We start from the raw sequence: 24,224 nt of genomic DNA, 5'->3' as shown, positions 1-24,224 counted from the left end.
TGGGGCTTTAACTTGTAACCGAATTAACCACCTTCACTATCTTATCTACCTCATCAGGTTTGAACCAATAGGTATTTTTATCCCTATTAAACCAGGTAATCTGACGTTTGGCAAATCTACGGGTATTTTGTTTTATTAATTCAATGGCTCTATCTAATGAATGTTTACCTTCAAAATAATCGAACAATTCGGTATAACCAACTGTTTGTAGTGCGTAAATGTCCTTATGTTCATGCATTTCACGAGCCTCTTCAACTAATCCGTTAGTAATCATTAAATCCACACGATGATTAATTCGTTGATAGAGTTCTTCACGAGGCAAATTCAGCCCTATTTTTATTACCTCAAACGGACGTTGCTTCCCTTCTTTTTTCCTAAACGATGAGAATGGCAAACCAGTCATCAGGCACACTTCTAACGCACGCATCAATCGCTGCGGATTGTTTTGGTCTACCTGTCCAAAATACACAGGATCTAAACGTTCTACTTCTGTTTGCAGGTAAATAATCCCCTCTGATTCGTATCGTTCTACAATACTTCTGCGTAATTCTTCATTGGCAAGAGGTAACTCATCCAAACCTTCCACCAGCGCATTAATATAGAGACCTGAACCGCCAACCATTATCAATTTATCATGTTGTTGAAATAACTCTTCCAACAGTTCCAGTGCTTCTGCTTCAAACCGACCGGCATTTATTTCATCAAAAATTGAATGGGAGTTAATAAAATAATGTTTGACTTCGGCTAATTCTGCTCCATCAGGTTTGGCTGTACCTATGCTTATTTCTTTAAAAAACTGACGGGAATCAGCTGAAAGCACCTCGGTACCATAATGTTTGGCCAGCTCGATGGCTAAACGGGTTTTGCCAACTGCAGTTGGGCCAACAATAACGATTAATATTTTGGGGGGGGTCAACACTTTCAATATAAATAAGTCTATGGTCCATAGTCCATGGACCATGGACTTATTTTATCTAGTAATCATCACGATTATCGTAGTCATCAGAGCCACTTCCATAGCCAAGTTCGCCGAACTCATCGTCTTCTTCACCCTCTTCCGACTCACTATGTTCTTCATCTTCTTCACCTTCAGATTTTGTATTTGATGAAGAGAAATCTTCTACATCAATACCAAATTCGTCGAGTTCCTCAGGTTCTTCAATATCAAATTCATCCTCTAAGGATTCAAGCGGATCTTTATTGGTTGCAGCAGCAGCAGCAGCCGAAACTCGAAACTGTTTTGGAGAATCACCCGATGATTTCACACAAACTGGATACTCCACACCGTCTTCAGGCTCTAAAAAGATCTTTACAAGCTCAATGTGAAAGTCAAATGGACGATCAAAATTTGATATATAGTAGAATTTCTGATGAGGATCATCAATAAACTTACTCAATTTAAAATCCTTCATTAGCTTAACACCCTGAGATACTTTACGTTCATTGGGTAAATAAGCCAACTCCTCTCCTTTTATCCATTGATCATTACTTACATAGAATGATGATGGATGCTGAGGATCATAATTTATTGCCTTATGAATGGCATGGTGAAAATCTTCGAAAGTCTGATTCGATTTAATGTCGATTTCTCTAACCGCGTCGTAATCTTCAAAAGCAACTCTGAACCGATAAATAGCCATTGGGGTTATTTTTTGACAAAAATAGGAAACTCAAGGCAATCAGTAAAACAACAAACGCAAAAAAGCACTATTCAATTGATGTTCAACAGGTTTAATCAACAGGACCCAATTATCAACTGCAATTTTGTATTACCTTATGAATTCAAATTACACTTGTTATTTGTTTTTTTCAATTCCATTTTTAACTTTGCATTACAAAGTTCTTTTTAAATGGACACAAATATCAACAAGCATCTCGAATCGCTGACTGAGATCCGAAGCTTAATGGAGAAATCTTCAAAATTCATTTCGCTAAGTGGTCTTTCAGGTATTTTTGCTGGCATATATGCATTAATTGGAGCAGCAGCAGCTTTTTGGGCTAATGCTCACTTTAACACTAATCATACACCTATTAATCAATACTCACCTGATTTTTCATGGCAAGACAAACTGTTGTTATTTTGTTTGCTTGATGCTGCTTTAGTTCTAATCTTTTCAATTCTTACAGCTTTATTATTATCAAAACAAAAAGCAAAAAAATCTAACCAGCTACTTTGGGACAAATCCTCTCAGCGATTATTAGCTAACCTCGCTATACCGTTGGCCACAGGTGGTGTATTTGCCTTTGCTCTTTTACTCGATGGAAATTATAAGTTGATAGCACCAAGCATGCTTATTTTTTACGGGTTAGCACTAATCAATGCAAGTAAATACACCATTGGAGATATTCGCTATTTAGGTTTAATTGAAGTAGCCTTGGGTCTGATAAACCTTTTTGTTGTTGGATACGGTTTTTGGCTTTGGTGCCTTGGATTTGGAGTAATGCATATTATTTACGGTGCATTAATGTATCGCAAGTATGATATGGTGTCATCAAAAGTTTAAAGCAAAAGCGTTAAGTCGATGGTAGCAAATCTTTTCCAAAATTTCAATAAAGCCTTCGAGAGTAAGGTACGATTAGGCATTATGTCGGTTTTGATGGTAAACGAAACTATCGACTTTACTACTTTAAAGGAATTACTTCAAGTTACCGACGGTAACTTGGCTAGCCATTCAAAAGCATTGGAGGAACTACAGTATATTGAAATAACTAAACAATTTATTGGAAAAAAGCCCAACACAACCTATGCGGCCACACATCATGGCAAAAAAGCTTTTATTGATCATTTAAACAGTCTGGAGCAATTACTAAAATCGAATAAATAATTTTTTTTGACCAAAAACTTTGAAACACAAAGTACTTTTAAAAATAAAAAAACATGGAAACGATTGATTCAACAACCTATTCAGAACCAACTTTTTGGGAACGCAATGCAATTTTATTTAAACTGATAACTGTAGGGTTTTTAACCCTGCTATTGCTTATCCCATCCAGTATGATTCAAGACCTGATTCAGGAACGTTCTTCAACACGGAACCTGGCCGTGAAAGACATTTATTCGAAGTGGGGAAACTCACAAACGCTGGCCGGTCCAATTTTGAACATCCCCTACCGTACTGTAAAAAAGAACACGGATGGAAAAGATGAAATAAGTGTTGACTATCTTCACTTTCTACCGGATGTGTTAAAAATCAATGGAAATGTAAAGCCGGAAGTACGAAAAAGAGGAATCTACGAAGCCATACTTTACAACGGAAAACTTTCGTTTAGTGGTTCATTTGCCGCTCCGGACCTTAGCAGCCTAAAGGTTGTACCAGAAAGCATTTTATGGAATGAGGCGTTTATTACAATTGGCATAAGTGATTTAAGAGGAATTAAGGAAACCATAGTTTTAAATATCAATAACCAAAATGTTAGGGTAAATCCCGGGATTGAGCGAGGAGGAGTATTTAATTCGGGCTTAAGTGCACCATTATCATTTGAAGCATTAAATCAAACCGCTTTAAAATTTAATTTCAACATTGATTTAAACGGAAGTAGCCAACTTAGTTTCTGGCCATTAGGCAAAGAAACGCAGGTTTCACTCCAATCACCATGGACTGCCCCAAGCTTTTCAGGAGCCTTTTTACCAGAATCAAGAACGGTAAATAACCAAGGATTTACCGCCACCTGGAAAGTGTTAGAGCTTAACCGAAATTTTCCACAGCAATGGGCAGGAGATCGTTATAACTTCGCTGATGAACCTAATGATGCAGAGCAACTCGGGAATGAAGCTGCAAAAGCCTCTGATAAGGCAGAACCAACAACCGACAACTTCGCTTTCGGCGTTGATCTATTAATGCCTGTTGATTTCTATTTAAAAGTGTACCGCTCGGCCAAATATGCACTTATGTTTATTGGCCTCACTTTCACCACTTTCTTTTTTATTGAATTAGTTAACAAAAAACGTATACATCCGATACAATATATCCTGGTTGGTATGGCTTTAACTATCTTTTATACGTTACTGTTATCGTTCACAGAACATATGCCATTTGGTTGGGCCTATTTATTAGCATCGTCTGCCACAGTTTTACTAATTACCTGGTTCTCAAGCAGTGTATTAAAAAGTCGTGGGTTATCAATTCTGATGAGTTCATTATTGTCGGCGCTATATCTATTCTTATTCATTTTATTGCAAATGGAAGATTACGCACTTATGATTGGCAGCATTGGTTTATTTGTAATTCTAGGTTTGGTAATGTATATCTCAAGAAAAGTAGACTGGTACGATTTTAGAAAAGTTGAAATTAAAACTAACTAAAACCTGCATATACGTCATTAAAAAGGCGCAATTTCATTAAAATTGCGCCTTTTGTGGCGTTAAGCCTCCTTTTTATTTTCTTCATCAACAGGTGCAGGAGCCCTGTCGTAAACAATAAACCCCATTTCTACACCTTTTTGAACGATAAAATTAAGCGCCTCTTCCCGGTCATTTTTAATTTCTCCTTCTAAAATTGCCTCTCTCACCAAATTCTTTAATATACCCACTTCCCTACCTGCAGGTAATTGAAACATGGTCATAATATCCGTTCCGGTAACAGGGGGTTGCCAGTTTCGCATTTTATCACGCTCTTCAACATCTTTCAGCTTTTGTTGAACCAATTCAAAATTCCGTTTGTATTTCTTGATTTTGAACTCATTTTTAGTGGTAACATCGGCATGGCAAAGCTTCATCAAAGAGTCAATATCTTCTCCCGCATCAAACAACAGGCGTCGAACTGCAGAATCGGTTACAATTTCTTGTGCAATAACAATAGGTCGTAAATGCAATAACACCATCTTTTCCACAAACTTCATTTTTTCATTTAAAGGAAGTTTTAATTGGCGGAAAATTTTGGGCACCATGCGCGCACCTTTGTCTTCATGACCATGAAACGTCCAGCCGTGTTGCTGATCATAACGTTTGGTTGCAGGCTTTGCAATATCATGTAAAATTGCAGCCCAACGTAACCATAAATCATCAGTTGACCTGCAAATATTATCCAGCACCTCCAGCGTATGATAGAAATTATCTTTATGGGATCTACCATTAATTGTTTCAACTCCTTGCAGTGCTACCATTTGTGGAAATATTAATTCTAACAAACCGGTATCAAACAACAAATTAAAGCCAATAGAAGGCTTTTTTGAAAGTATGATTTTATTCAACTCATCCGTAATGCGTTCAGATGAAACGATTTTGATTCGCTCCTTATTCTGAATGATGGCATTAAGCGATTTTTCCTCTATAGTGAAGTTTAACTGTGTAGCAAATCGTATGGCCCGCATCATTCGCAGGGGATCATCCGAATACGTAATATCGGGATCAAGCGGAGTCCGAATAGTTTTGTATTCAAGGTCGATAATACCATTAAACGGATCAACCAATTCTCCAAAGGTACTGCCGTCGTTCAGACGAATAGCCATAGCATTGATGGTAAAATCGCGACGATTTTGATCATCCTGCAAAGTCCCTTCTTCTACAATCGGTTTTCGGGAATTAGAACGGTATGATTCTTTACGGGCCCCTACAAACTCCACCTCCAAATCGTCGAGTTTAAGCATCGCTGTTCCAAAGTTTTTGAAAACAGCCAATCTTTTCTCCAAGCCGACACGCTTAGCTACAGCAGTGGCAAAATCAACTCCATTGCCCAGTACTAAAATATCAACATCCTTAGAAGGGCGTTTTAAAAAAATATCACGAACAAATCCTCCAATCACAAAAGACTCAATGTTCAACTTTTGCGCTTCTTCAGATATCGTTTTAAATATTGGATGATTGAGATGTTTTTTCATTTAAAGCCCCTCCAACTCACCCATGGAAAGGGAGAGTAATATCTTTCTGATTAAATTACAATGAATCACAAAACCTAATTTTCGTGATTTAAGAACTACTTCCTAAGTACTTTTACAACACCGCCACTACTTAGTTTTATAATTGAAGAGGGCGAAGCTGACTTTTTGCTTCGCTCATAATCAACCACATAGTCAACGCCTTGTTTAATTTCTTCTGCAACCTCCTCATAACACATCGCTGATGGTTGACCACTAATATTTGCTGAGGTAGATACAATCGGCTTCCTGAACTTCTTAATCAATTGCTCACAAAAAGGATGTTTTACAATCCGAATGCCGACACTACCATCTTCATTTAAAACATTGGGGGCTAATCCTTTACCAGCCTCAAACACAACTGTCAACGGTTTATCTGCCAATTCAATTAAATCATATGCAATTTCAGGTACATCCTTTACATATCGAAATAAATCATTAAGGTTATCCAGCAATACAATAAAGCTTTTGCCTTCACGTTTTTTCAGCTGAATAATTTTCTCAACCGCCTCAGCATTTGTGGCATCACACCCCAACCCCCAAATGGTATCGGTAGGGTATAAAATGATTCCGCCAGCCTTTAAAACCTCCAATGATTTTTCAATTTCTTTTTGCATTAGTTTTTTTAGATTTCAGAAATAACTACAAAACTAACCATTTAAGGTTAAATGCCCGTTTAATCCTTATTTTAAAATAAAAAAGGTATGCTGACAACAACATACCTTTTTTGGAAGATTATATATCAGTTAAACTGCCACGTTATAATCCCGTAAAGCATTGTTTAACGACGTTTTCAAATCAGTACTTTCTTTACGCTTACCAATAATTAGAGCACAAGGAACTTGATAATTTCCGGCAGCAAATTCTTTGGTGTAACTACCCGGAATAACTACTGAACGTGAAGGCACAACACCTTTGTATTCTTTAGGTTTTAAGCCTGTTACATCAATAATTTTAGTAGAAGCAGTTAACACCACATTGGCTCCTAAAACGGCTTCTTTTTCAACACGTACACCTTCAACAACAATAGCACGTGAACCGAGGAAGCAACCATCCTCGATAATTACTGGAGCAGCCTGAACAGGCTCTAATACGCCACCAATTCCAACACCACCACTTAAATGCACGTCTTTACCAATTTGAGCACACGAACCAACTGTTGCCCACGTATCAACCATAGTACCTGAATCAACATAAGCACCAATGTTTACGTATGAAGGCATCATAATCACACCTTTAGCTAGGAATGATCCGTAACGAGCCAAACCATGAGGAACAACGCGAACGCCAGACTCTTTAAAATCAGTTTTTAGCTTAATTTTATCATGGAATACAAACGGCCCTGCCTTAATTTCTTCCATTTCGCGAGTAGGGAAATACAAAATTACTGCTTTCTTAACCCACTCATTTACATGCCAACCACCCATAACTGGCTCAGCAACACGTAACTTACCTTTATCTAATAATTCGATAACTTCTTCAATAGCTAAAATTATGTCGCTGTAATTTAGCAGGGAGCGGTCTTCCCAGGCTTTTTCAACTTTGTCTTTTAGTGCACTTAAAGGCATTTGTAAAGGAATTTTAAAGATGAACTATTTAGTTTGAATATATATTGGATTTAAGGTTAAATCCATTGCAAATAACGCAATTTTTCACCAAAAACATGAACAGCAATGTCATTTAACTGTTAATTCTATACGAGGTTACACCATAAATTTGTACGTTAATTGTTAATTTGCATTATGAACGAGAGTGAAAAATTAAGAATTGATAAATATCTGTGGGCCATTCGTATCTATAAAACGCGCAGTCTTGCTACCGAAGCCTGTAAAGGTGGGAAAGTAAAACTTGAAGGCAACAATCTTAAACCGGCACATGTGGTTAAAGTTGATGAAGTTTATCATATTCAAAAAGGCATTGAAAAGAAAATTATAAAAGTGACGGGTTTGCTCGAAAACCGGGTAGAGGCAAAAAAAGCTGTATTATACTACGAAGACTTAAGTCCTATCAATACAGAACCTCGTCACATGTCGGTATTTACAGCTCCTGTCTTTACACGCGACCGAGGTACAGGTCGCCCAACCAAACGCGAAAGAAGAGACCTTGACGAGCTTCTGGAAAGTTTTGATTAGTATTTATAAGTCCATAAAATAAACGAAACGCGTCGGAGAATTCCGACGCGTTTCGTTTACAAAGCCTATGGCTCAAAAATTATTTTTTGGAAACCTGATATTCTTCGTTCAAACCTTTCAATACATCACCGGTAACATCTAAACTTTCATCAGCATATAAGATTGCACTATTACCTTTTGAATACGAAATCACCATTTTATATCCGTGATCCTGAGCATACTTCTTCAAGTAATCAGTTATTTTGGAATATAATTTCTCTGTTTCTTCTTGCTCTTCTTTTGCAGCTTGTCCGGCTAGGTTTTGTTGCAACATACCTAAGTCTTGCTGTTTTTTCTGCAAGCTTAAGCTTAATTGCTGTTGCTGCTCTTGAGTCATTCCTTGAGCTGCACGCTGAGCATTAGCCACTTCATTCTGAAAAGCTTTGCCTTTGCTTTCAAACTGCTGCTGACGGAATGTATTCTTTTCGTCAAGTTTCTTTTTTACATCAACAAAGTATTGATAGTGTTTTTGTAACGAATCAGAGTTTATGTAAACAATAACTTCAGATTTGGCTACATCAACTTTAGTTGCGGTTGAATCAGCTTTTTTTATTGATTTATTGCCGGCATTATCAGAACATGCCGCCATAATCCCTACCAGGGCAATACCACAAATTGGTAAAAGAGCAAATGATTTATTAAAGTTCATATTCAAAAATGAGTTTGCGGCAAATATAATTATTCAATCCATTTACAAAATTTTTTAATAAATAGATTTTCAATTGCCGCAAACTACCAAGCACACTGACACCAAAAAAGTTTTAGTTTTTACGAAGTAATGGTTAACGTATTCTCAGTTAAAGTGATATTATACAAATGCAATGCCCTAGTAGATCCACTTGCCCCAACCGGACCATTAATTACTGAGCCACTTAACGAATAACGACTGCTGTGTAAACTGCATTCGAGTCTATTATTAGTTTGATCATAAAATATTGTGCCGTGTTCATGAGGGCAAACAGCTTCAAGAGCCACAAATGAACTTGCCGCTAATGCGGTTGCAGTTCTAACTACAATAATACCTTGCCTAGTTTTGGAGCTGCCAACATTTGGCAGGTCGGCATCAACATTTAGATTAAAATTTACTGCCGAGGTATTCCCTCCGCCTGATGACGGAGCAGGATCATCACCACCGCCACCACAAGCCTCCATTAAGCTCCCGGTACAAACCAAAGCCGCTCCAATACCTAACTTTGCTAAAAATTCATTTCTTTTCATTTGTATAGATAATTAGTTTTATAGACAATGGAACATGACGAAAAAAACACATTCATTCTTCAGGTCGCATTTCATTTGTAAACTGGTTTAACAAATAGAATTACGCAACAGCTATTATCAAGGTTGCCTCCGGATAAATCTTTATTTTCTACACTATGTTTTTTGTTTCTCCTTGGTTTCTTCTAATCAAAACTTTAACAGATTAAAAATGTTAAAAAATAAGCAACCAGAACACTTTAATTATCGTCAATAAATTACTAATATCGAGCTATTAGGAGACGTTTTCCATTTCGGGAAGCGGCCTAAAAATCGTATATTTGAACTTTTGTAACAAAAGGATAACATGAGCGAAACAGCAGAAACTAAAACTGCGAATTATTCAGCGGATAATATTCAGGTTCTTGAAGGATTAGAAGCCGTACGTAAACGCCCGGCCATGTATATTGGAGATGTGGGCGTTAAGGGTCTACATCACTTGGTTTATGAAGTTGTTGACAACTCAATTGACGAAGCCTTAGCCGGCTTTTGTAATGATATTTACGTTACAATTCACAACGACAATTCAATTACTGTAAAAGATAACGGCCGTGGTATTCCTACCGGAATGCACACCAAAGAGAAAAAATCAGCTTTAGAGGTGGTTATGACGGTTTTACACGCAGGCGGTAAGTTCGACAAAGACACTTATAAAGTTTCTGGTGGTTTGCATGGTGTGGGGGTTTCCTGTGTTAACGCTTTATCAACCCACTTGAAAGCCGAGGTTCATCGTGAAGGAAAAATCTGGGTTCAGGAATATGAACGAGGGAAACCGCAATACGATGTTAAAACAGTAGGTGATACTAACATTACCGGTACTGTTGTTACCTTCTCTCCAGATTCGGAGATCTTCACCTTAACTACAGTATATAACTACGACACCTTAGCGGCACGTTTACGTGAATTATCGTATTTAAATAAAGGAATTCGCCTTACTTTAACTGATGAGCGCGAAACCAACGATGATGGATCATTTGTTTCTGACAGCTATTATTCTGAAGGTGGCTTAAAGGAATTTGTAACTTACCTTGACGGTAATCGTGAACCTTTAATTCCTGAACCAATTTACATTGACGGCAACAAAGGTGGAGTACCAGTGGAACTTGCCTTGCAGTACAACAGTACTTATACTGAAAACGTGCACTCTTATGTAAACAATATTAACACTATTGAAGGTGGTACGCACGTAGCAGGTTTCCGCAGAGGTTTAACCCGTACACTAAAAAGCTATGCTGATAAAAGCGGGTTGTTAAAAAATCTAAAGGTTGAAATCACCGGAGATGACTTCCGAGAAGGTCTAACTGCTGTTATTTCCGTAAAAGTTGCAGAACCGCAGTTCGAAGGTCAAACTAAGACCAAACTGGGCAATAACGAAGTAATCGGAGCAGTTGATCAAGCAGTGGGTGAAATTTTAAGTATTTACTTAGAAGAACATCCCAAAGAAGCCAAATTGATTGTTCAGAAAGTAGTTTTGGCAGCTACCGCACGTGCTGCAGCTCGTAAGGCACGCGAAATGGTACAGCGCAAAACAGTTATGACCGGTTCAGGTTTGCCTGGCAAGCTTTCTGATTGCTCAAATAACGATCCTGAAGTATGTGAATTGTATCTTGTGGAGGGTGATTCGGCAGGTGGAACAGCCAAACAAGGCCGGAATCGTAACTTCCAGGCAATTCTTCCTCTTAAGGGTAAAATCCTTAACGTAGAAAAAGCCATGGAGCACAAAATTTACGAAAACGATGAGATTAAGAATATTTTCACTGCAATGGGAGTCAGCATTGGCACTCCTGAAGATGACAAAGCACTTAACCTCACTAAACTTCGCTATCACAAGATTATCATCATGACGGATGCCGACGTGGACGGGTCGCACATTACAACGCTTATTCTAACCTTCTTCTTCCGTTACATGAAAGAGTTAATTGAGTTTGGTTATGTTTACATTGCCACTCCTCCATTATACATGGTTAAAAAAGGTAAGGATTTTGAGTACGCGTGGACTGAAGAACAACGTCTGGCAGCTATTGAACGATTAAAAGGGACAGGCAAGGAAGACAGTGTAAATACTCAACGTTACAAAGGTTTGGGAGAAATGAACGCTGAGCAGCTTTGGGAAACTACAATGAACCCGGATACCCGTACTTTACGCCAGGTGACCATTGAAAACGCTGCAGAATGCGACCATACATTTTCTGTATTAATGGGTGATGAAGTTGCACCTCGCAGAGAATTCATTGAGCGCCATGCCAAATACGCTAAAATTGATGCATAATAGCAGAATTGCAAAACGAATAAACTAAATAAAACGGTTATCGGTAACGATAGCCGTTTTTTATGCTTTTAAGGTAAGCAGTTTAGTATTATAGTCAATAATTGCTTTATACTTTACCAATACATCGCTCCCTAGGACTCCTATTACCTTTTCAAAACCCAGTTTTTCGTAAGCAATATTGATATGAGAAAGATCAAGTACGGCTGCATCATATGACTTAATAATTAAATTACCTAAGCCCATGTCAATTGTTGCCTTGTAGCATTGCATTGAATTGGTTCCCAATCCAGTTGATAATTTTTCATCCAAATGAAACACCTGATCACCGGCAATTTCCTGCAATAAGTCATGATCAAAAGCAGTTTTTGAAGCGCCAGTATCTAAAATAACTTTCTTTTTTACCCCATTAATGGTTATTTCAATTTTAGGATGATAACCCTCTCCATCCAAACTAAATACATCCATAGGTAAGGTATAAGTTTTGAGCCCGAATATTAATGTTGAAAGATTGAAATACATTTTATAGAGTTTACAGAAAACCAATCGAATAAAGTAATAAAATTAACAACGTCAAATCAACGGAATCGTTTTACCCAATCAGTTATAAAACAATAAAGCCTGCCGTTAATAATCAGCAGGCCTTGTAGTCGATTAAACCGGTTAATTAAACCAGTTTCATGTCGCTGAGTACATTGTTCATTGCACGTACAGCGTCAGCGCTTTTTGCAAAGGCTGTTTTTTCTTCTTCGTTCAGTTCAAAATCAATGATTTTTTCCCATCCGTTTCTACCAACAACAACAGGAACACCTAAACAAATATCAGATTGACCATATTCACCTTCTAAATAAATTGAAGAAGCGAACACACGTTTTTCATCACGAACAATAGCCTCAACCATAGCAGCACCAGCAGCTCCAGGAGCATACCATGCTGAAGTTCCTAACAAACCTGTTAATGTAGCTCCGCCAACCATGGTATCAGCTGCTACTTTTTTCAATGTTTCTGCTTCTAAAAACTTAGAAACAGGTACACCATTATAGGTAGCCAAACGAGTTAATGGAATCATGGTAGTATCTCCATGACCACCAATTACAGTACCATGAATTTCGTTTGATGAGCAATTCATAGCCTGACCTAAATAGTATTTAAAGCGAGATGAATCTAATGCACCACCCATACCAATCACACGGTTTTTAGGTAACCCTAAAGCCTTATAGGTAAGATAGGTCATTGTATCCATTGGGTTTGAAATAATAAGGAAGATGGCATTTGGGGAATGTTTTAAGATGTTTTCAGCAACACCTTTAACAATACCTGCATTGATACCAATTAACTCTTCACGAGTCATTCCTGGTTTACGAGGCAAACCTGACGTAATTACAACTACATCAGAACCTGCAGTTTTGGCATAGTCGTTAGTTGAACCAACAATCTTGGTATCAAAACCTAACAGCATAGCCGTTTGCATCATATCCATGGCTTTACCTTCGGCAAAACCTTCTTTGATGTCTAATAAAACTAGTTCAGAAGCAAGCTCTTTACGAGCGATGTTGTCGGCACAGGTTGCACCAACGGCACCAGCACCTACTACAGTTATTTTCATATTAAAAGTATTTATTGGGTTATAAAAGTGCCACGAATATAGGACTTTCGGGATGAATTTTTCATGAATTAACGCAACAAATGCATGGAAAATCTTCGTAAATTTCAGTGTAACTCAATCCTTTTGTTACTTATCATTCCAATCAATACCTGTAAGGCTTTCTCATGGAACAGCAACAAAATTTCTATCATCCATCGACGAGCAGTAAGAACAGCATACCGGCTAAAATGGCTTTATTTGAGGGCAAATGGTATGTTATTGCCTGCATTGATAAATCATTGAGAAAAAACCAAATAGAACTAACTAAAACTTTCAAAATCAAGTCAAACAATTTCATTGAAATACAAACTGGATTTAGAATATCAAACTCACCCATCTTTCAAATTAAAAATACAGTCGGAAGGATTATTACCAATGCCCCACTAACGTGGAAAGAACACTCCATTTGGCCATTCAAAATCACATATACTTTTGAAAATGTTACTCATGACAACTGCGCCATAATTAGTGATGCTAAAAAGAAAAGACTATTTATTATCGCCAGGGATTCATTTATAAAGACGAATATTTATGAGGATATATTAAAATACTCCCAAACGAAAGGCTACAACACAGGCCTACTGCAACTACAGGAACATACGGCCTCCAATTCCCATCAGATGATTGACCCAACTTTATCATAATCAAAATACGGTTCCTTTTTACATAGGAACTGTACATTTTTATATTATGCCTTTACTCTAGAGACCTTTTCTTTCTTTCTTTTATACCAAATCAACAGCAGAATAATCCCCGCTAAAGCGGCCATTAAATTACCTAATGCTGCAATAACAGTAAGCACATCTCGCGTGGTTTTACCTATGCCATCGGCAAAGTGGAATTTATGGAGCATTGAAAAGCTTAGCCCCTCACGCAAATCCATATCATTGATTTTAGCAGCCATTTTTCCGGATGAAGTTTCTACATACCAACGTTCATTATAGTTAGTGGCAAACTGAACCTTATAAACAGGCAGCCTTTTATTTACAAATCCATATTCCCCTTTAAACTCGTTTATAGAGGTTGCTGATACAATCTTTTCATCAGAATTTTTACTAAATGTTGTCGCCATAAAGCGGGCATATTGCTCTTCACCATTGGGCAACTCTTTTAAATCAGGAATACTTAAATACCGAATCTCCTCAGAATCTGCCTTTCCCTTCTCCCCAAATTTTGCAGCAGCCATATTCATTTTCTCACAGCATTCACCTTTATTCGTCACTGAGGATGAGCAGGTTAATCTTACATAGGAAGTATTATTCATTTGAACAAGTGAGACATTTTTCACCTGATATTTAGTGGCAATAGAGTCGAAGCACAAGCCTAAATTCTTGGCTTTAAATTCATATTCAACAAAATAGTTTTGGCGGTTATCGGGCTCAAACTTTTTAAATGCATGATAAGCTCCGCTAAATGTAAACATAAGCGTAGTTACAGAAACGACAATTGCAATTTGGCGATGTACGCGACGATACCTTACCGTTCCACTTCTTTTTTTTGATTTACTGATAAAAGCGATATAAATCCCCATTACAGCAGTGATAAAGGCTAAACCAGACAGAACTACCAGCACTGCCGTTTGAAATGAACCTAACGATTTTAAGAATTCCCAACTATGAAAATTTCTAAAAAAAGAAGTAAAGGCGGCTCTATTATCATCCATAGCCAAACCTAAACGATCACTAACAGGGTCAACATAGAGGCGTACGCCATCCTTTCGATCAAAATTCACCTTATAAACCGGCAATAGTCTGTTAATTTCCAAGTATTCATCATCAAAACTTTTCACCAATGATATACTCGTAATTCTTGTGGTAGAATCACCCAAAAATTGCAAGGCAAGTTTTTGTGCATATTGTACAGGAGCATCAGCATTTACCTGACCTGTCGAGGCATCAATAAAGATGAGCTGGTTATTACTTTTCTGACTGATTTGATAATATAACTTATCCTTTAGCTCAATAACCCTGAAATTGGAAATTGAGGTTATATTATTTTTCAGCAAAGCTGAATCCAGTGTAATCTTAATCCGTGATAAATCAATAGTATTCGTTTTCAAAAACTGATTTTTCACTTTCGGCTTGAAAGACGTCATAATTGGATGCATTATTCCACTCAACGTCCACATAATTACCGGAATGGCAATAAGAATGCTTGACAAACGATGCCATTTATAGATATTGCGCTTGATGTATGAAAATAGATTCATGGGATTTTAATTTTTCATGCAAAGACACGAATACACATAATCAAACCTTTCAGTTCCGTTGCCCTTGCCTGTCATAACCATTATTTTTTAGCCAATTGATATGTTATCCCAAACACCCAGGTTCGAGGTGCCGCAGCAGTATAAGTTGTACGATCGGTAATGTTATTACCCCTTGATGCGTTGCTTGCATATAATTCATCAGTAAGATTCATCAAATTAGAGTATACTTCAATTCCTCTCCATTGGTAACCCACTCTGGCATTTAGCAAATCATATCCAGAATAACTAACCATATTGATTTGATTTTGATACCAGCCCGAAACATGCTGCCACTCCATTGAAGTACGGAAGTTTTTAAACCATTGAGGATAATAGCTCAATTCCGCATTCCAAACCCATCGCGGTGATGAAGGCATGTCATAGCCGTTCAGATTTTTAAGCTGATCAGTTGATTTATTACTCACCTGAAAATCTTCAAATCGATGGATAGCACAGGTTCCTCCCAAGCGGAAATTCAGTTCTTTTACAGGTTTTATCGTTGCGCTAAATTCAATCCCTTTATGCAGGGTTTTTCCGGCTGACTGGTAATCATAAGAATTATCAGGTTGACGAATATTCAGTAATTCATTACGACCATCCATTCGATATAAAGCCACATCAATATAAATTTTATTTTGAAGGAAGGCCGCCCAGGCGCCTACTTCATAATTTTGAAACAGAGCCGATTTTAGGTTATAGTAAAACTCTGCAGGATTAGTATTGTTTTTTTTGCGAAAAATAGCTGTTAGTGCCGGCGGAGCAAACCCTTGAGAATAGTTGGCATAGAAACCTTTGTCATGACCCAAATCATACGTCAAACCAACTTTAGGCGTAATGTGCTTATATTCTTTACTGCCTGATGAGGCATCCAAATAATTATCATACGTAAACGACATCAAATCGTATCGTAAGCCTGTTGAAAAACGCAAATTCTTCAATGGCTCAAAGTCATATTGTAAATAAGCTGCAGCATTTCTGATTTTAGCTGCATAATCCGACAGTTTAATATCCAGACGTTCCTTGATAATAGTGTATTTTTCTACCGACTTACCATCAGGACGTAATTGAGCATTTAAATCGATTTGATATGCAGAATAAACATTTGGTGAATAATCAAACAGACCACCAGCAATAAGTTTTGAATTTAAAAAATCAAAACGCTGGCTGTGTTGCCCAACTATACCATAACTGGTAAAATCATTTGAATTGATTTCGCCGGTTGCAGTTGTTTGTCCTGATTTCCATTTAATACTATAAGAAGGATTTTGTCCATGCTCGTTAAAACGATTAAACAGTGTAACAAAACTCTTCGAACCGTTGGACCAATCGTGTTCTAATGTAATACGTGAGCGACTAGCCTTTGATTTTCGATAGGTAAAATCATTAGTGCTTGTATAGTTTCTATTAAAAAAAGCAATACTATCAACACTGCCACTGGTTTGCGAGTAATAGTCGCCGTACATAAATGTACCTACTAATCTGGTTTTAGCAGTCAACTGATATTCTAAGCGAGTATTCACTGAAGCTTTGTCGTAATCGGAATACGACATCCAAGAGTTTTTTTGCTGACTGCTCAACCCTCCAACATATACTCCGAACTTTCCTATTTGCGCACCGGCACCAAATTGCAAACGCTTATAGCCCCATTGATCAAACTGAATACCTACACGGGCCGATGGGACGGCCGTTGGCCGCTGAGTGATAAAATTAACAGCTCCTCCTACCGCTTCAGGACCATAAATTGATGACACGGGTCCTTTTACCACTTCTATCGAACTAATGGCATATTGGTTAACTTCCAGCAAAGCATTATGATTAAAAACACCCATTGGCCTGATACCGATACCGTCTTCCATATAAAGATAATAACCCGAAGTAGTCATCGGCTGGCGAATTGACATGCTATGTTGCTCATTGTTCAAATTCACCATCAGCACACCTGATACTTTGTTCATCACTTCATAAACAGCCGTAGGCTTGGTTTCTTCTAACAACTTGGCCGAAACCTTACTAATGGCAATTGGTGCCTGACTGCGTAACTGCGTTTCGCGGCTAGCTGTTACAACTACCTCTTGCATATTGGACGCTACCGGACTCAATGCAATAGATAATTCTTTATCACCCACTTCCATAATTCGGGTTTCGTAACCCAAAAACGAAACTGTGATCTTAATAACTTTTTCTCCTGTAGAAAATTTAAAAATGCCTTGGGCATTTGTTTGGGCCCCTATGGTTGTATTCGGAGCAAATACGCTCACTCCTGATAAAGGTTCGTGCGTTACAGCATCATACACCTTTCCTTTAATAATTTGTTGGGCAAAGGCATTAATATATGCCAATGCCAAAAGAATAGTAAAAATTACTTTCAATTTCATGGTTTATTAATAGTACTGATAAGCAAGGCCTACCCGATAGTTAATATTGAGTATATTAATTCTGGAAGAAGAATGATCACAATCTTAAAGACACGTAAAGCCATGAACAGCAAAAAACTGCTCCATTAGCGCAATAAAGATTCTATCATCATCTATAAGAAAATGAAATTGAAGTTTAAACTTGGGGAGGGTGGAAAATAGGAAAGGAAGTACTGTAAGGTTCTTTCTGCAAAAAGAAATGAATATGTTTTAATTCTATATAGCTATTATCGATAAAATTATCTTGAACAATCTGAATGAATTGATTCATTTCAAATTTTTCACGAAGCGAATTATTGGCCTGTTGTTCCTCCTCTTGCGCAGCTTTTTTTAGCTTTTTCATCAGGTAACACTGCCCGTTACAATGTAGCTTGGGTTTGTCTTTGTTTTCGCAAAGGTAGGTTGAGATGAAACCTTTATTTACTTCATAGCTGGAAACAATTACCAAATTGCTGAATGTTTGCAGCAAAATGGCCATCATTAATACTATCGATAAAAGTTTCTTCATTCTTTCACACAAATAACGGCTTAATTCACCGATATTTAGATACAGGCAAAGGTAGAAAAGAAAAACGAATCATATATGAGCAATGTCATCTATATATTGAAATGAATTAATATTTAATTTTTACCATTTACCAAGCAATTTTCTAACAATTGTTATGTTTTGTGGCTCGGGAAATAACCAATTGATGGCATCAGAAAATTCACGTCGCCAAAACCACTCAGCATGCCGTCCGTCAGGCTTAATAGCCACTTTAAGTTCCTCATCATTTAATCCTTTATTGTGCATGATAGTTTCCATCCGTTTAACTTCTGCCACTAATGAATCACTTTCATTTTCTCCGGCCAATATGTAAAAACGCTGCTTGCGTTCAGGTTTCCATTTTTTAGCGTAATCATAAATTAACGATTGAAACCAAAACGATGGCGAAAACACTCCAATTTTTCCAAACACTTTATCATATCGCAACCCTCCGTAAAAAGAAATCAGCCCCCCCATTGAGCTTCCCATCATTCCGGTATTTTGTTCATCCTTAAGCGTTCTGTAATGCGAGTTTATATACGGACGAAGGGTATTGACAATAAAAGCAAGGTATCTATTACCTTTTCCACCACCATATTTTAAGTTCGGATAAGGGGAATAATCATTTAGTCGTTCCATTCCACCATGATCCACTGCTACAATGATGAGCTCTTTCCCCAGGCTGTCTAATGTTTCATCTACATTCCACTCCCCATAAGGGGCAAAATAATCATCAAATAGATTTTGACCGTCCTGCATATACAAAACCGGGTATTTCTTTTTTCGTTCTGATTTTTCATAATAATTTTTAGGCAGGTAGATCCAAACCCGACGATGTGTTTCTAACTGTGGAATATAAAAAACCGAGTCAATCAAATAAACATTCGATGATGCCGTATGCACCATTTGTTTTTTGTAAGTGTCGGACCAGCCGTCAATATCAATATTAATTATATCATCAGTTTTGATTTCTATCCTTCGATTTTCAATTTGATTACCCGAACTGTCGACTTCGACCTTTTCCCAACTACCTCTGGTAACTTTAAATTCATAAGCTCCAAAATCCAACATTGTAATTAATGAATAGGAACCATTTGCAGAACGTTTAAATGTAAAGTTTTCATCTGCAGGGTTCCAGTTATTAAAGCTTCCGGCTAAGTAAAGCTTTTCAACCGATGAGGTATTTATCGGAACAGAATGAATACGAAAGACAACCTGAGCGTTGCAAAAAACGCCAAAAAACAGCAATAGAGTCAAGAAAATCCATCTTTTCGGCATACTCTAAAATAAAAAACGGAAAGCGCTTTTCAAGCTTTCATATATCATTTTATCTATTTTGCAACTACACCCCCATTTACAAAACGATTATTCCTATTTACCAGCAGATAAGATTTTACAGGTTATGTATCTTTAAGGTATTTTGTAAATAAGTCCTAGTTCAAAATTTGACTAGTTTCAACTCTAAATCTATCGAGCGAAGCAACACAAAGCTTAGTGTACAGGTTACAAAAAGATTTTTTTGAAAACCTCCGAAAATCATTCTAAATCAGCGCATTACATCAATTTCATTTAAATTTAATTTTAGAGCACAAAACACCGGTACTAGATGCTTGCATTTTTTCTCATAATGACATCAAAAAATTGATTTTTTTGCTATTTTTGAAAAAATTCTAATGAATCGTTAGACAAAATATAGATAGGGATTAAAATTAACGACCAAACATTATGATAATTATTGCCGATGGCGGTTCTACAAAAACTAACTGGTGCCTGTTAAACAAAGAGAACAAAAAGGTTTATTTCAACACAGAAGGATATAATCCTTATTTTATTGACTCGCCTGGAATTATCCAGTCTTTGAAAACCAACCTTCCCGACAACCTTGACATTAACAGCATTGAACATGTTAGTTTTTATGGTGCTGGATGTTCTAACGAAGAGAAGAATGAAGTGGTTGCATCGGCCTTACGCACGGTGTTTACCAAAGCTAAAGTTTTTGTAAGCCATGACTTACTAGCTGCTGCTAGGGCTTTATTGGGCAACCAACCAGGCTTTGCAGCTATTTTGGGAACTGGCACCAATACCTGCTATTATAATGGCAAAGAAATTACACTTAATATAGATTCATTAGGATACATGTTGGGTGATGAAGGCAGTGGTTCATACATCGGTCGTAGGTTACTACGTGATTATATGCGTGGTGCAATGCCCCAGGAACTAATGAATGCTTTCGATCGTGCTTACGGTTATTCTCACGATGAGATTTTAGATCGTATTTACAAGAAACCTTTACCTAACCGTTTCTTAGCAAGCTTCAGTAAGTTTTTATACGACAATAATAATGTACAGCCATATTCTCGTACTGTTATTAAAGAATCATTCACTGCATTTTTCCGTGATTTGGTAAGCCATTACCCTGATTATCAAAAACACACCTTTAACTGCATTGGTTCAGTAAGCTACAACTTCCGTGATGTGCTAACTGAGGTTTGTAATGAGTTTGGAATGCAAGTAGGCAAAATTGTTCGCTCCCCTATTGATGATTTGGTTCAATACCATATCAATGAATTAAAATTATCTTCAGTTTAGATTTTTATATTTCAATCTGAAACACCAAATAAAATAGTTTTAAAAAAATAATAAAAAAGCGGGCTACAAACACCCGCTTTTTTATTAAAAAGCCAACTTTAATTTTATAATTCAAAAGAAAAACCCATTTTCTTTAAATTATTATAACGGGATTTATTGAATTTATACAGTTTAGCCGCACGGTGCGAAACGTTTTTCTGTTTTTCGTCCAGTTCAATTAACAATCCAAAGCTTAAAATTTTCTTACGAAAGTTCCGTTTATCAATTGGCTTCTCCAAAATCACTTCATACAATTGCTGCAACTGGCTTAGTGTAAACTTCTCCGGTAATAATTCAAATCCAATTGGTTGGTAACGAATACCGCTTTGCAAACGCTTATAGGCCTTATCCAAAATTTTACTATGATCGAACGCTAATTTTGGGATATCAGAAATTGAAACCCATTGGGCTTTGCGTGCGTATGATGATAAAGGATTCAGTGTTTGTTTTTTAATCTTAATTAATGAAAAATAAGCTACTGTAATAACCCTGCCTTGTGGATGTCGGTTTACATCTCCAAAGGTGTAGAGCTGCTCCATATACACATCATGCAGACCTGTTAACTCGCTTAATACTCGATCGGCTGCCTGATCAATATCCTCATTATCATTCACTAAATTACCAGGCAATGCCAGATAGTCTTTAAAGGGCTCCTCGGCACGCTCAATTAATATTATTTTAAGCTCTCCCTTATCAAAACCAAAAACCACACAGTCGACCGAAAAATCAGAATGTAATTTAGGTAAGTTGTTAGTTTCCATTAATAGCAAGATATTGTATAAATAACACTAAGCTTATAAAACTCAGCGGCAATATTACTATTTTTGTGTTAGACACAAAAACCACATCCAGATATTAAAATTACTTAATGTTTTGGATTAATTTTTGTAATTTTATCGCTTTATGACTAAAAAGATTGAAAGAATTGCAGTATTAACCTCTGGTGGTGATGCCCCAGGCATGAATGCTTGTATACGTGCAGTAGTAAGAACAGGCATTTATCATGGTGTTCAAATGTTTGGAGTTTTACAGGGCTACCAGGGACTTATAAGCAATGATATCATTCCCCTGAACTCAAAATCTGTCAGCAATATTGTACAACGTGGCGGCACTATTTTGAAAACAGCCCGTTGTTTAGAATTTAAGACTTCTGAAGGAAGAAAAGCCGCGTATGAAAACTTGGTTAAACACAACATTGATGGCTTAGTAGTTATTGGTGGTGATGGAAGTTTCACCGGTGCAGAAATTCTTTCAAGAGAATATGATATTAAAGTAATTGGTGTACCAGGAACAATTGACAACGACCTATTTGGCACTGATTATACTATTGGCTTTGATACAGCAAACAATACTGTCATTGATGCCATTGACAAAATAAGAGACACTGCAGCCTCCCATGATCGTTTGTTTTTTGTTGAAGTAATGGGTCGTGATGCAGGGTACATTGCATTATGGTCTGCAATTGGTGGTGGAGCTGAAGCTGTATTAATTCCTGAAAAAGAAACCTCTGTTGACGACTTAGTTGACAAATTAATGATTGACTTGGGCAATCAAAAAACCTCTAGCATTGTTGTAGTAGCAGAAGGTGAGCATGGCGGTGGTGCAATGGCCATTGCCGAAAAAGTTAAAGAACGCTTTAACTACGACACCAAAGTGAGTATTCTAGGCCATTTCCAACGTGGCGGAAGCCCGACCAGCTTCGATCGTGTGCTTGCTAGCCGTTTAGGACAAGCAGCTGTTGAAGCCCTGCTAAAAGGTTATAACCGCAAAATGACCGGTATGATTAGTAACAAAGTAGCTCTTACCAGTATCGATTTAGCTATTAAAAATAAAACAGAAATGGATGAATCACTCATTGAATTGGTAAACATTTTAGCCATTTAAAACAAACGCAAATTCACAAACTATAATAAAAATTGATTATGAAAATTGGAATTAATGGATTCGGCCGTATCGGAAGGTTAGCTTTCCGCGCAGCCATTAACAGACCAGGAGTTGAAGTAGTTGGTATCAACGATTTGATCGAAGTTGACTACATGGCCTATATGCTTAAATATGACTCTACACATGGTCGTTTTGACGGCACTGTTGAGGTTAAAGATGGGCACTTAATTGTTAATGGCAAAACCATTCGCGTTAGTGCTGAAAAAGATCCAGCTAACCTAAAATGGGATGAAATTGGAGCTGAATACATTATCGAATCTACTGGTTTATTCCTTACTCAAGAAACTGCAGTTAAGCATATTCAGGCAGGTGCCAAAAAAGTAGTTATGTCGGCCCCTGCTAAAGATGATACTCCCACTTTCGTAATGGGTGTAAATCACAAAACTATGACAGCAGAACAGAATATAGTATCAAACGCTTCATGTACCACTAACTGTTTGGCTCCTATTGCTAAAGTCTTAAATGACAACTTTGGAATTCTTGAGGGTTTAATGTCAACTGTACACGCTGCAACTGCCACTCAGAAAACAGTTGATGGACCATCGGCAAAAGATTGGAGAGGCGGCCGTGGTGCATACCAAAATATCATCCCTTCATCAACCGGCGCTGCTAAAGCCGTAGGATTGGTAATTCCTGAGGTTAAAGGTAAATTAACTGGTATGGCATTCCGTGTACCTACTGCGGATGTTTCTGTTGTTGACCTTACTGTTCGTTTAGAAAAATCTGCAACTTACGATCAAATTAAAAAGGCAATGAAAGATGCATCTGAAGGTGAATTGAAAGGCATCTTAGGTTACACTGAAGACGAAGTTGTTTCCACCGATTTCATTGGCGATGCCCGTACTTCTATTTTTGATGCTAAAGCAGGTATTGCACTAAATGACAACTTTGTTAAAGTAGTTTCTTGGTATGATAACGAGTGGGGCTATTCAAACAAAATTGTTGACCTTGTTCAACACATGGCAACAATCAAAGAACCTGTTATTGCTTAATTTGAATCATTAAAAAACACTCATAAAAATGCCCCCAATAAGTGTCTAACTTTTTGGGGGCATTCTAATTTTGTGCAAGGCGTTTTTTATTCTCTATGAATAAACAAGTACGCTAAAACATGAAACAATAAAAAAGGCGACTCAATGCCGAAGTCGACACTATATTTCCAATCGTATGTAAGAACGAACTGACCTTTGCTAATGCAAAGCAACAGTAGCATTGTTTTCAATTTGATTATCACAAACCGATAAATTTCCCATACCCCCTTACACTACTATACAC

23 protein-coding genes are annotated in these 24,224 nt (G+C 37.3%); 9 read left to right on the top strand and 14 right to left on the bottom strand.

The window, feature by feature from the left end; translation table 11 throughout:
- Positions 1 to 7: 7 nt before the first annotated feature.
- A complete protein-coding gene (miaA, locus tag L2B55_RS06420; RefSeq protein WP_237849732.1) occupies positions 8 to 961 on the bottom strand; it encodes a tRNA (adenosine(37)-N6)-dimethylallyltransferase MiaA in 954 nt (317 codons plus the stop codon).
- A gap of 13 nt (positions 962 to 974) precedes the next feature.
- Positions 975 to 1,640, bottom strand: coding sequence for a plasmid pRiA4b ORF-3 family protein (locus L2B55_RS06415; protein WP_237849731.1), 666 nt, complete (start codon positions 1,638 to 1,640; stop codon positions 975 to 977).
- A 210-nt stretch (positions 1,641 to 1,850) separates the two neighbouring features.
- Here L2B55_RS06415 and L2B55_RS06410 point away from each other — a divergent pair, with 210 nt between their 5' ends.
- Genes L2B55_RS06410 through creD form a run of 3 tightly spaced genes read left to right on the top strand, consistent with a single transcriptional unit; the run spans position 1,851 to position 4,303 of the window.
- Positions 1,851 to 2,504 carry a hypothetical protein gene (locus L2B55_RS06410; RefSeq protein ID WP_237849730.1) on the top strand — a complete coding sequence of 218 codons (654 nt, stop codon included), beginning with the start codon at positions 1,851 to 1,853 and terminating at the stop codon, positions 2,502 to 2,504.
- A gap of 18 nt (positions 2,505 to 2,522) precedes the next feature.
- Positions 2,523 to 2,825, top strand: a complete 303-nt coding sequence (locus L2B55_RS06405; RefSeq protein ID WP_237849729.1) for a winged helix-turn-helix domain-containing protein — start codon at positions 2,523 to 2,525, stop codon at positions 2,823 to 2,825.
- A 53-nt stretch (positions 2,826 to 2,878) separates the two neighbouring features.
- Positions 2,879 to 4,303 (top strand): cell envelope integrity protein CreD, encoded by a 1,425-nt coding sequence (gene creD / locus L2B55_RS06400; RefSeq protein ID WP_237849728.1) that lies wholly within the window; start codon positions 2,879 to 2,881, stop codon positions 4,301 to 4,303.
- A gap of 59 nt (positions 4,304 to 4,362) precedes the next feature.
- On the opposite strand, the gene L2B55_RS06395 is transcribed toward creD, so the two are convergent.
- From L2B55_RS06395 to L2B55_RS06385, 3 genes are all read right to left on the bottom strand, one after another.
- Positions 4,363 to 5,817, bottom strand: a complete 1,455-nt coding sequence (locus L2B55_RS06395) for a CCA tRNA nucleotidyltransferase (protein WP_237849727.1) — start codon at positions 5,815 to 5,817, stop codon at positions 4,363 to 4,365.
- 95 nt (positions 5,818 to 5,912) lie between these two features.
- Positions 5,913 to 6,470 (bottom strand): L-threonylcarbamoyladenylate synthase, encoded by a 558-nt coding sequence (locus tag L2B55_RS06390; protein ID WP_237849726.1) that lies wholly within the window; start codon positions 6,468 to 6,470, stop codon positions 5,913 to 5,915.
- 129 nt (positions 6,471 to 6,599) lie between these two features.
- Positions 6,600 to 7,421: a 2,3,4,5-tetrahydropyridine-2,6-dicarboxylate N-succinyltransferase gene (locus L2B55_RS06385; protein WP_237849725.1), complete on the bottom strand. Its 822-nt coding sequence runs from the start codon at positions 7,419 to 7,421 to the stop codon at positions 6,600 to 6,602.
- Positions 7,422 to 7,595: 174 nt separating this feature from the next.
- On the opposite strand from L2B55_RS06385, the gene L2B55_RS06380 reads away from it, so the two are divergent.
- Positions 7,596 to 7,985, top strand: a complete 390-nt coding sequence (locus L2B55_RS06380) for an RNA-binding S4 domain-containing protein (RefSeq protein WP_237849724.1) — start codon at positions 7,596 to 7,598, stop codon at positions 7,983 to 7,985.
- Between the two features lie 79 nt (positions 7,986 to 8,064).
- Here L2B55_RS06380 and L2B55_RS06375 read toward each other — a convergent pair whose 3' ends face one another.
- Both L2B55_RS06375 and L2B55_RS06370 read right to left on the bottom strand, forming a co-directional pair.
- Positions 8,065 to 8,673 (bottom strand): OmpH/Skp family outer membrane protein, encoded by a 609-nt coding sequence (locus tag L2B55_RS06375; RefSeq protein WP_237849723.1) that lies wholly within the window; start codon positions 8,671 to 8,673, stop codon positions 8,065 to 8,067.
- Between the two features lie 119 nt (positions 8,674 to 8,792).
- Positions 8,793 to 9,242: a QcrA and Rieske domain-containing protein gene (locus L2B55_RS06370; RefSeq protein ID WP_237849722.1), complete on the bottom strand. Its 450-nt coding sequence runs from the start codon at positions 9,240 to 9,242 to the stop codon at positions 8,793 to 8,795.
- 343 nt (positions 9,243 to 9,585) lie between these two features.
- On the opposite strand from L2B55_RS06370, the gene gyrB reads away from it, so the two are divergent.
- The gene (gene gyrB, locus L2B55_RS06365; protein ID WP_237849721.1) at positions 9,586 to 11,547 is read left to right on the top strand and encodes a DNA topoisomerase (ATP-hydrolyzing) subunit B; all 1,962 of its coding nucleotides are present in this window, start codon (positions 9,586 to 9,588) and stop codon (positions 11,545 to 11,547) included.
- Positions 11,548 to 11,607: 60 nt separating this feature from the next.
- Here the strand turns inward: gyrB and L2B55_RS06360 are convergent, their stop codons facing one another.
- Together L2B55_RS06360 and mdh are read right to left on the bottom strand one after the other, a co-directional pair.
- The gene (locus L2B55_RS06360) at positions 11,608 to 12,066 is read right to left on the bottom strand and encodes an aspartyl protease family protein (protein WP_237849720.1); all 459 of its coding nucleotides are present in this window, start codon (positions 12,064 to 12,066) and stop codon (positions 11,608 to 11,610) included.
- 145 nt (positions 12,067 to 12,211) lie between these two features.
- Positions 12,212 to 13,150 (bottom strand): malate dehydrogenase, encoded by a 939-nt coding sequence (gene mdh / locus L2B55_RS06355; RefSeq protein ID WP_237849719.1) that lies wholly within the window; start codon positions 13,148 to 13,150, stop codon positions 12,212 to 12,214.
- A 164-nt stretch (positions 13,151 to 13,314) separates the two neighbouring features.
- On the opposite strand from mdh, the gene L2B55_RS06350 reads away from it, so the two are divergent.
- The gene (locus L2B55_RS06350; RefSeq protein ID WP_237849718.1) at positions 13,315 to 13,833 is read left to right on the top strand and encodes a lipocalin family protein; all 519 of its coding nucleotides are present in this window, start codon (positions 13,315 to 13,317) and stop codon (positions 13,831 to 13,833) included.
- A gap of 44 nt (positions 13,834 to 13,877) precedes the next feature.
- Here L2B55_RS06350 and L2B55_RS06345 read toward each other — a convergent pair whose 3' ends face one another.
- From L2B55_RS06345 to L2B55_RS06330, 4 genes are all read right to left on the bottom strand, one after another.
- Positions 13,878 to 15,398 carry a PepSY-associated TM helix domain-containing protein gene (locus L2B55_RS06345; RefSeq protein ID WP_237849717.1) on the bottom strand — a complete coding sequence of 507 codons (1,521 nt, stop codon included), beginning with the start codon at positions 15,396 to 15,398 and terminating at the stop codon, positions 13,878 to 13,880.
- 80 nt (positions 15,399 to 15,478) lie between these two features.
- Positions 15,479 to 17,812: a TonB-dependent receptor gene (locus L2B55_RS06340; protein ID WP_237849716.1), complete on the bottom strand. Its 2,334-nt coding sequence runs from the start codon at positions 17,810 to 17,812 to the stop codon at positions 15,479 to 15,481.
- Between the two features lie 175 nt (positions 17,813 to 17,987).
- Positions 17,988 to 18,359: a hypothetical protein gene (locus L2B55_RS06335; RefSeq protein WP_237849715.1), complete on the bottom strand. Its 372-nt coding sequence runs from the start codon at positions 18,357 to 18,359 to the stop codon at positions 17,988 to 17,990.
- Between the two features lie 120 nt (positions 18,360 to 18,479).
- On the bottom strand, positions 18,480 to 19,655 hold the full coding sequence (locus L2B55_RS06330) for an alpha/beta hydrolase (protein WP_237849714.1): 1,176 nt from the start codon (positions 19,653 to 19,655) through the stop codon (positions 18,480 to 18,482).
- Between the two features lie 447 nt (positions 19,656 to 20,102).
- Between L2B55_RS06330 and L2B55_RS06325 the strand changes: the two genes are divergently transcribed.
- Positions 20,103 to 20,966, top strand: coding sequence for an N-acetylglucosamine kinase (locus L2B55_RS06325; protein ID WP_237849713.1), 864 nt, complete (start codon positions 20,103 to 20,105; stop codon positions 20,964 to 20,966).
- A gap of 104 nt (positions 20,967 to 21,070) precedes the next feature.
- Here L2B55_RS06325 and L2B55_RS06320 read toward each other — a convergent pair whose 3' ends face one another.
- Positions 21,071 to 21,766 (bottom strand): NUDIX hydrolase, encoded by a 696-nt coding sequence (locus L2B55_RS06320; RefSeq protein WP_237849712.1) that lies wholly within the window; start codon positions 21,764 to 21,766, stop codon positions 21,071 to 21,073.
- 142 nt (positions 21,767 to 21,908) lie between these two features.
- On the opposite strand from L2B55_RS06320, the gene pfkA reads away from it, so the two are divergent.
- A complete protein-coding gene (gene pfkA, locus L2B55_RS06315; protein ID WP_237849711.1) occupies positions 21,909 to 22,889 on the top strand; it encodes a 6-phosphofructokinase in 981 nt (326 codons plus the stop codon).
- Positions 22,890 to 22,927: 38 nt separating this feature from the next.
- Complete coding sequence (gap, locus tag L2B55_RS06310; RefSeq protein WP_237849710.1) at positions 22,928 to 23,941, top strand: type I glyceraldehyde-3-phosphate dehydrogenase; 1,014 nt, start codon at positions 22,928 to 22,930, stop codon at positions 23,939 to 23,941.
- Positions 23,942 to 24,224: the final 283 nt, after the last annotated feature.

Origin of the sequence: Solitalea lacus, assembly GCF_022014595.1 — a bacterium.
Classification (GTDB): Bacteria; Bacteroidota; Bacteroidia; order Sphingobacteriales; family Sphingobacteriaceae; genus Solitalea; species Solitalea lacus.
This window is presented reverse-complemented; position numbering and strand designations above follow the sequence as displayed.

Coding starts and splice junctions, on each gene's coding strand:
- miaA (WP_237849732.1), bottom strand. CDS start 961: ATGGTCCATGGACTATGGACCATAGACTTATTTATATTGAAAGTGTTG.
- L2B55_RS06415 (WP_237849731.1), bottom strand. CDS start 1,640: ATGGCTATTTATCGGTTCAGAGTTGCTTTTGAAGATTACGACGCGGTT.
- L2B55_RS06410 (WP_237849730.1), top strand. CDS start 1,851: ATGGACACAAATATCAACAAGCATCTCGAATCGCTGACTGAGATCCGA.
- L2B55_RS06405 (WP_237849729.1), top strand. CDS start 2,523: ATGGTAGCAAATCTTTTCCAAAATTTCAATAAAGCCTTCGAGAGTAAG.
- creD (WP_237849728.1), top strand. CDS start 2,879: ATGGAAACGATTGATTCAACAACCTATTCAGAACCAACTTTTTGGGAA.
- L2B55_RS06395 (WP_237849727.1), bottom strand. CDS start 5,817: ATGAAAAAACATCTCAATCATCCAATATTTAAAACGATATCTGAAGAA.
- L2B55_RS06390 (WP_237849726.1), bottom strand. CDS start 6,470: ATGCAAAAAGAAATTGAAAAATCATTGGAGGTTTTAAAGGCTGGCGGA.
- L2B55_RS06385 (WP_237849725.1), bottom strand. CDS start 7,421: ATGCCTTTAAGTGCACTAAAAGACAAAGTTGAAAAAGCCTGGGAAGAC.
- L2B55_RS06380 (WP_237849724.1), top strand. CDS start 7,596: ATGAACGAGAGTGAAAAATTAAGAATTGATAAATATCTGTGGGCCATT.
- L2B55_RS06375 (WP_237849723.1), bottom strand. CDS start 8,673: ATGAACTTTAATAAATCATTTGCTCTTTTACCAATTTGTGGTATTGCC.
- L2B55_RS06370 (WP_237849722.1), bottom strand. CDS start 9,242: ATGAAAAGAAATGAATTTTTAGCAAAGTTAGGTATTGGAGCGGCTTTG.
- gyrB (WP_237849721.1), top strand. CDS start 9,586: ATGAGCGAAACAGCAGAAACTAAAACTGCGAATTATTCAGCGGATAAT.
- L2B55_RS06360 (WP_237849720.1), bottom strand. CDS start 12,066: ATGTATTTCAATCTTTCAACATTAATATTCGGGCTCAAAACTTATACC.
- mdh (WP_237849719.1), bottom strand. CDS start 13,150: ATGAAAATAACTGTAGTAGGTGCTGGTGCCGTTGGTGCAACCTGTGCC.
- L2B55_RS06350 (WP_237849718.1), top strand. CDS start 13,315: ATGGAACAGCAACAAAATTTCTATCATCCATCGACGAGCAGTAAGAAC.
- L2B55_RS06345 (WP_237849717.1), bottom strand. CDS start 15,398: ATGAATCTATTTTCATACATCAAGCGCAATATCTATAAATGGCATCGT.
- L2B55_RS06340 (WP_237849716.1), bottom strand. CDS start 17,812: ATGAAATTGAAAGTAATTTTTACTATTCTTTTGGCATTGGCATATATT.
- L2B55_RS06335 (WP_237849715.1), bottom strand. CDS start 18,359: ATGAAGAAACTTTTATCGATAGTATTAATGATGGCCATTTTGCTGCAA.
- L2B55_RS06330 (WP_237849714.1), bottom strand. CDS start 19,655: ATGCCGAAAAGATGGATTTTCTTGACTCTATTGCTGTTTTTTGGCGTT.
- L2B55_RS06325 (WP_237849713.1), top strand. CDS start 20,103: ATGATAATTATTGCCGATGGCGGTTCTACAAAAACTAACTGGTGCCTG.
- L2B55_RS06320 (WP_237849712.1), bottom strand. CDS start 21,766: ATGGAAACTAACAACTTACCTAAATTACATTCTGATTTTTCGGTCGAC.
- pfkA (WP_237849711.1), top strand. CDS start 21,909: ATGACTAAAAAGATTGAAAGAATTGCAGTATTAACCTCTGGTGGTGAT.
- gap (WP_237849710.1), top strand. CDS start 22,928: ATGAAAATTGGAATTAATGGATTCGGCCGTATCGGAAGGTTAGCTTTC.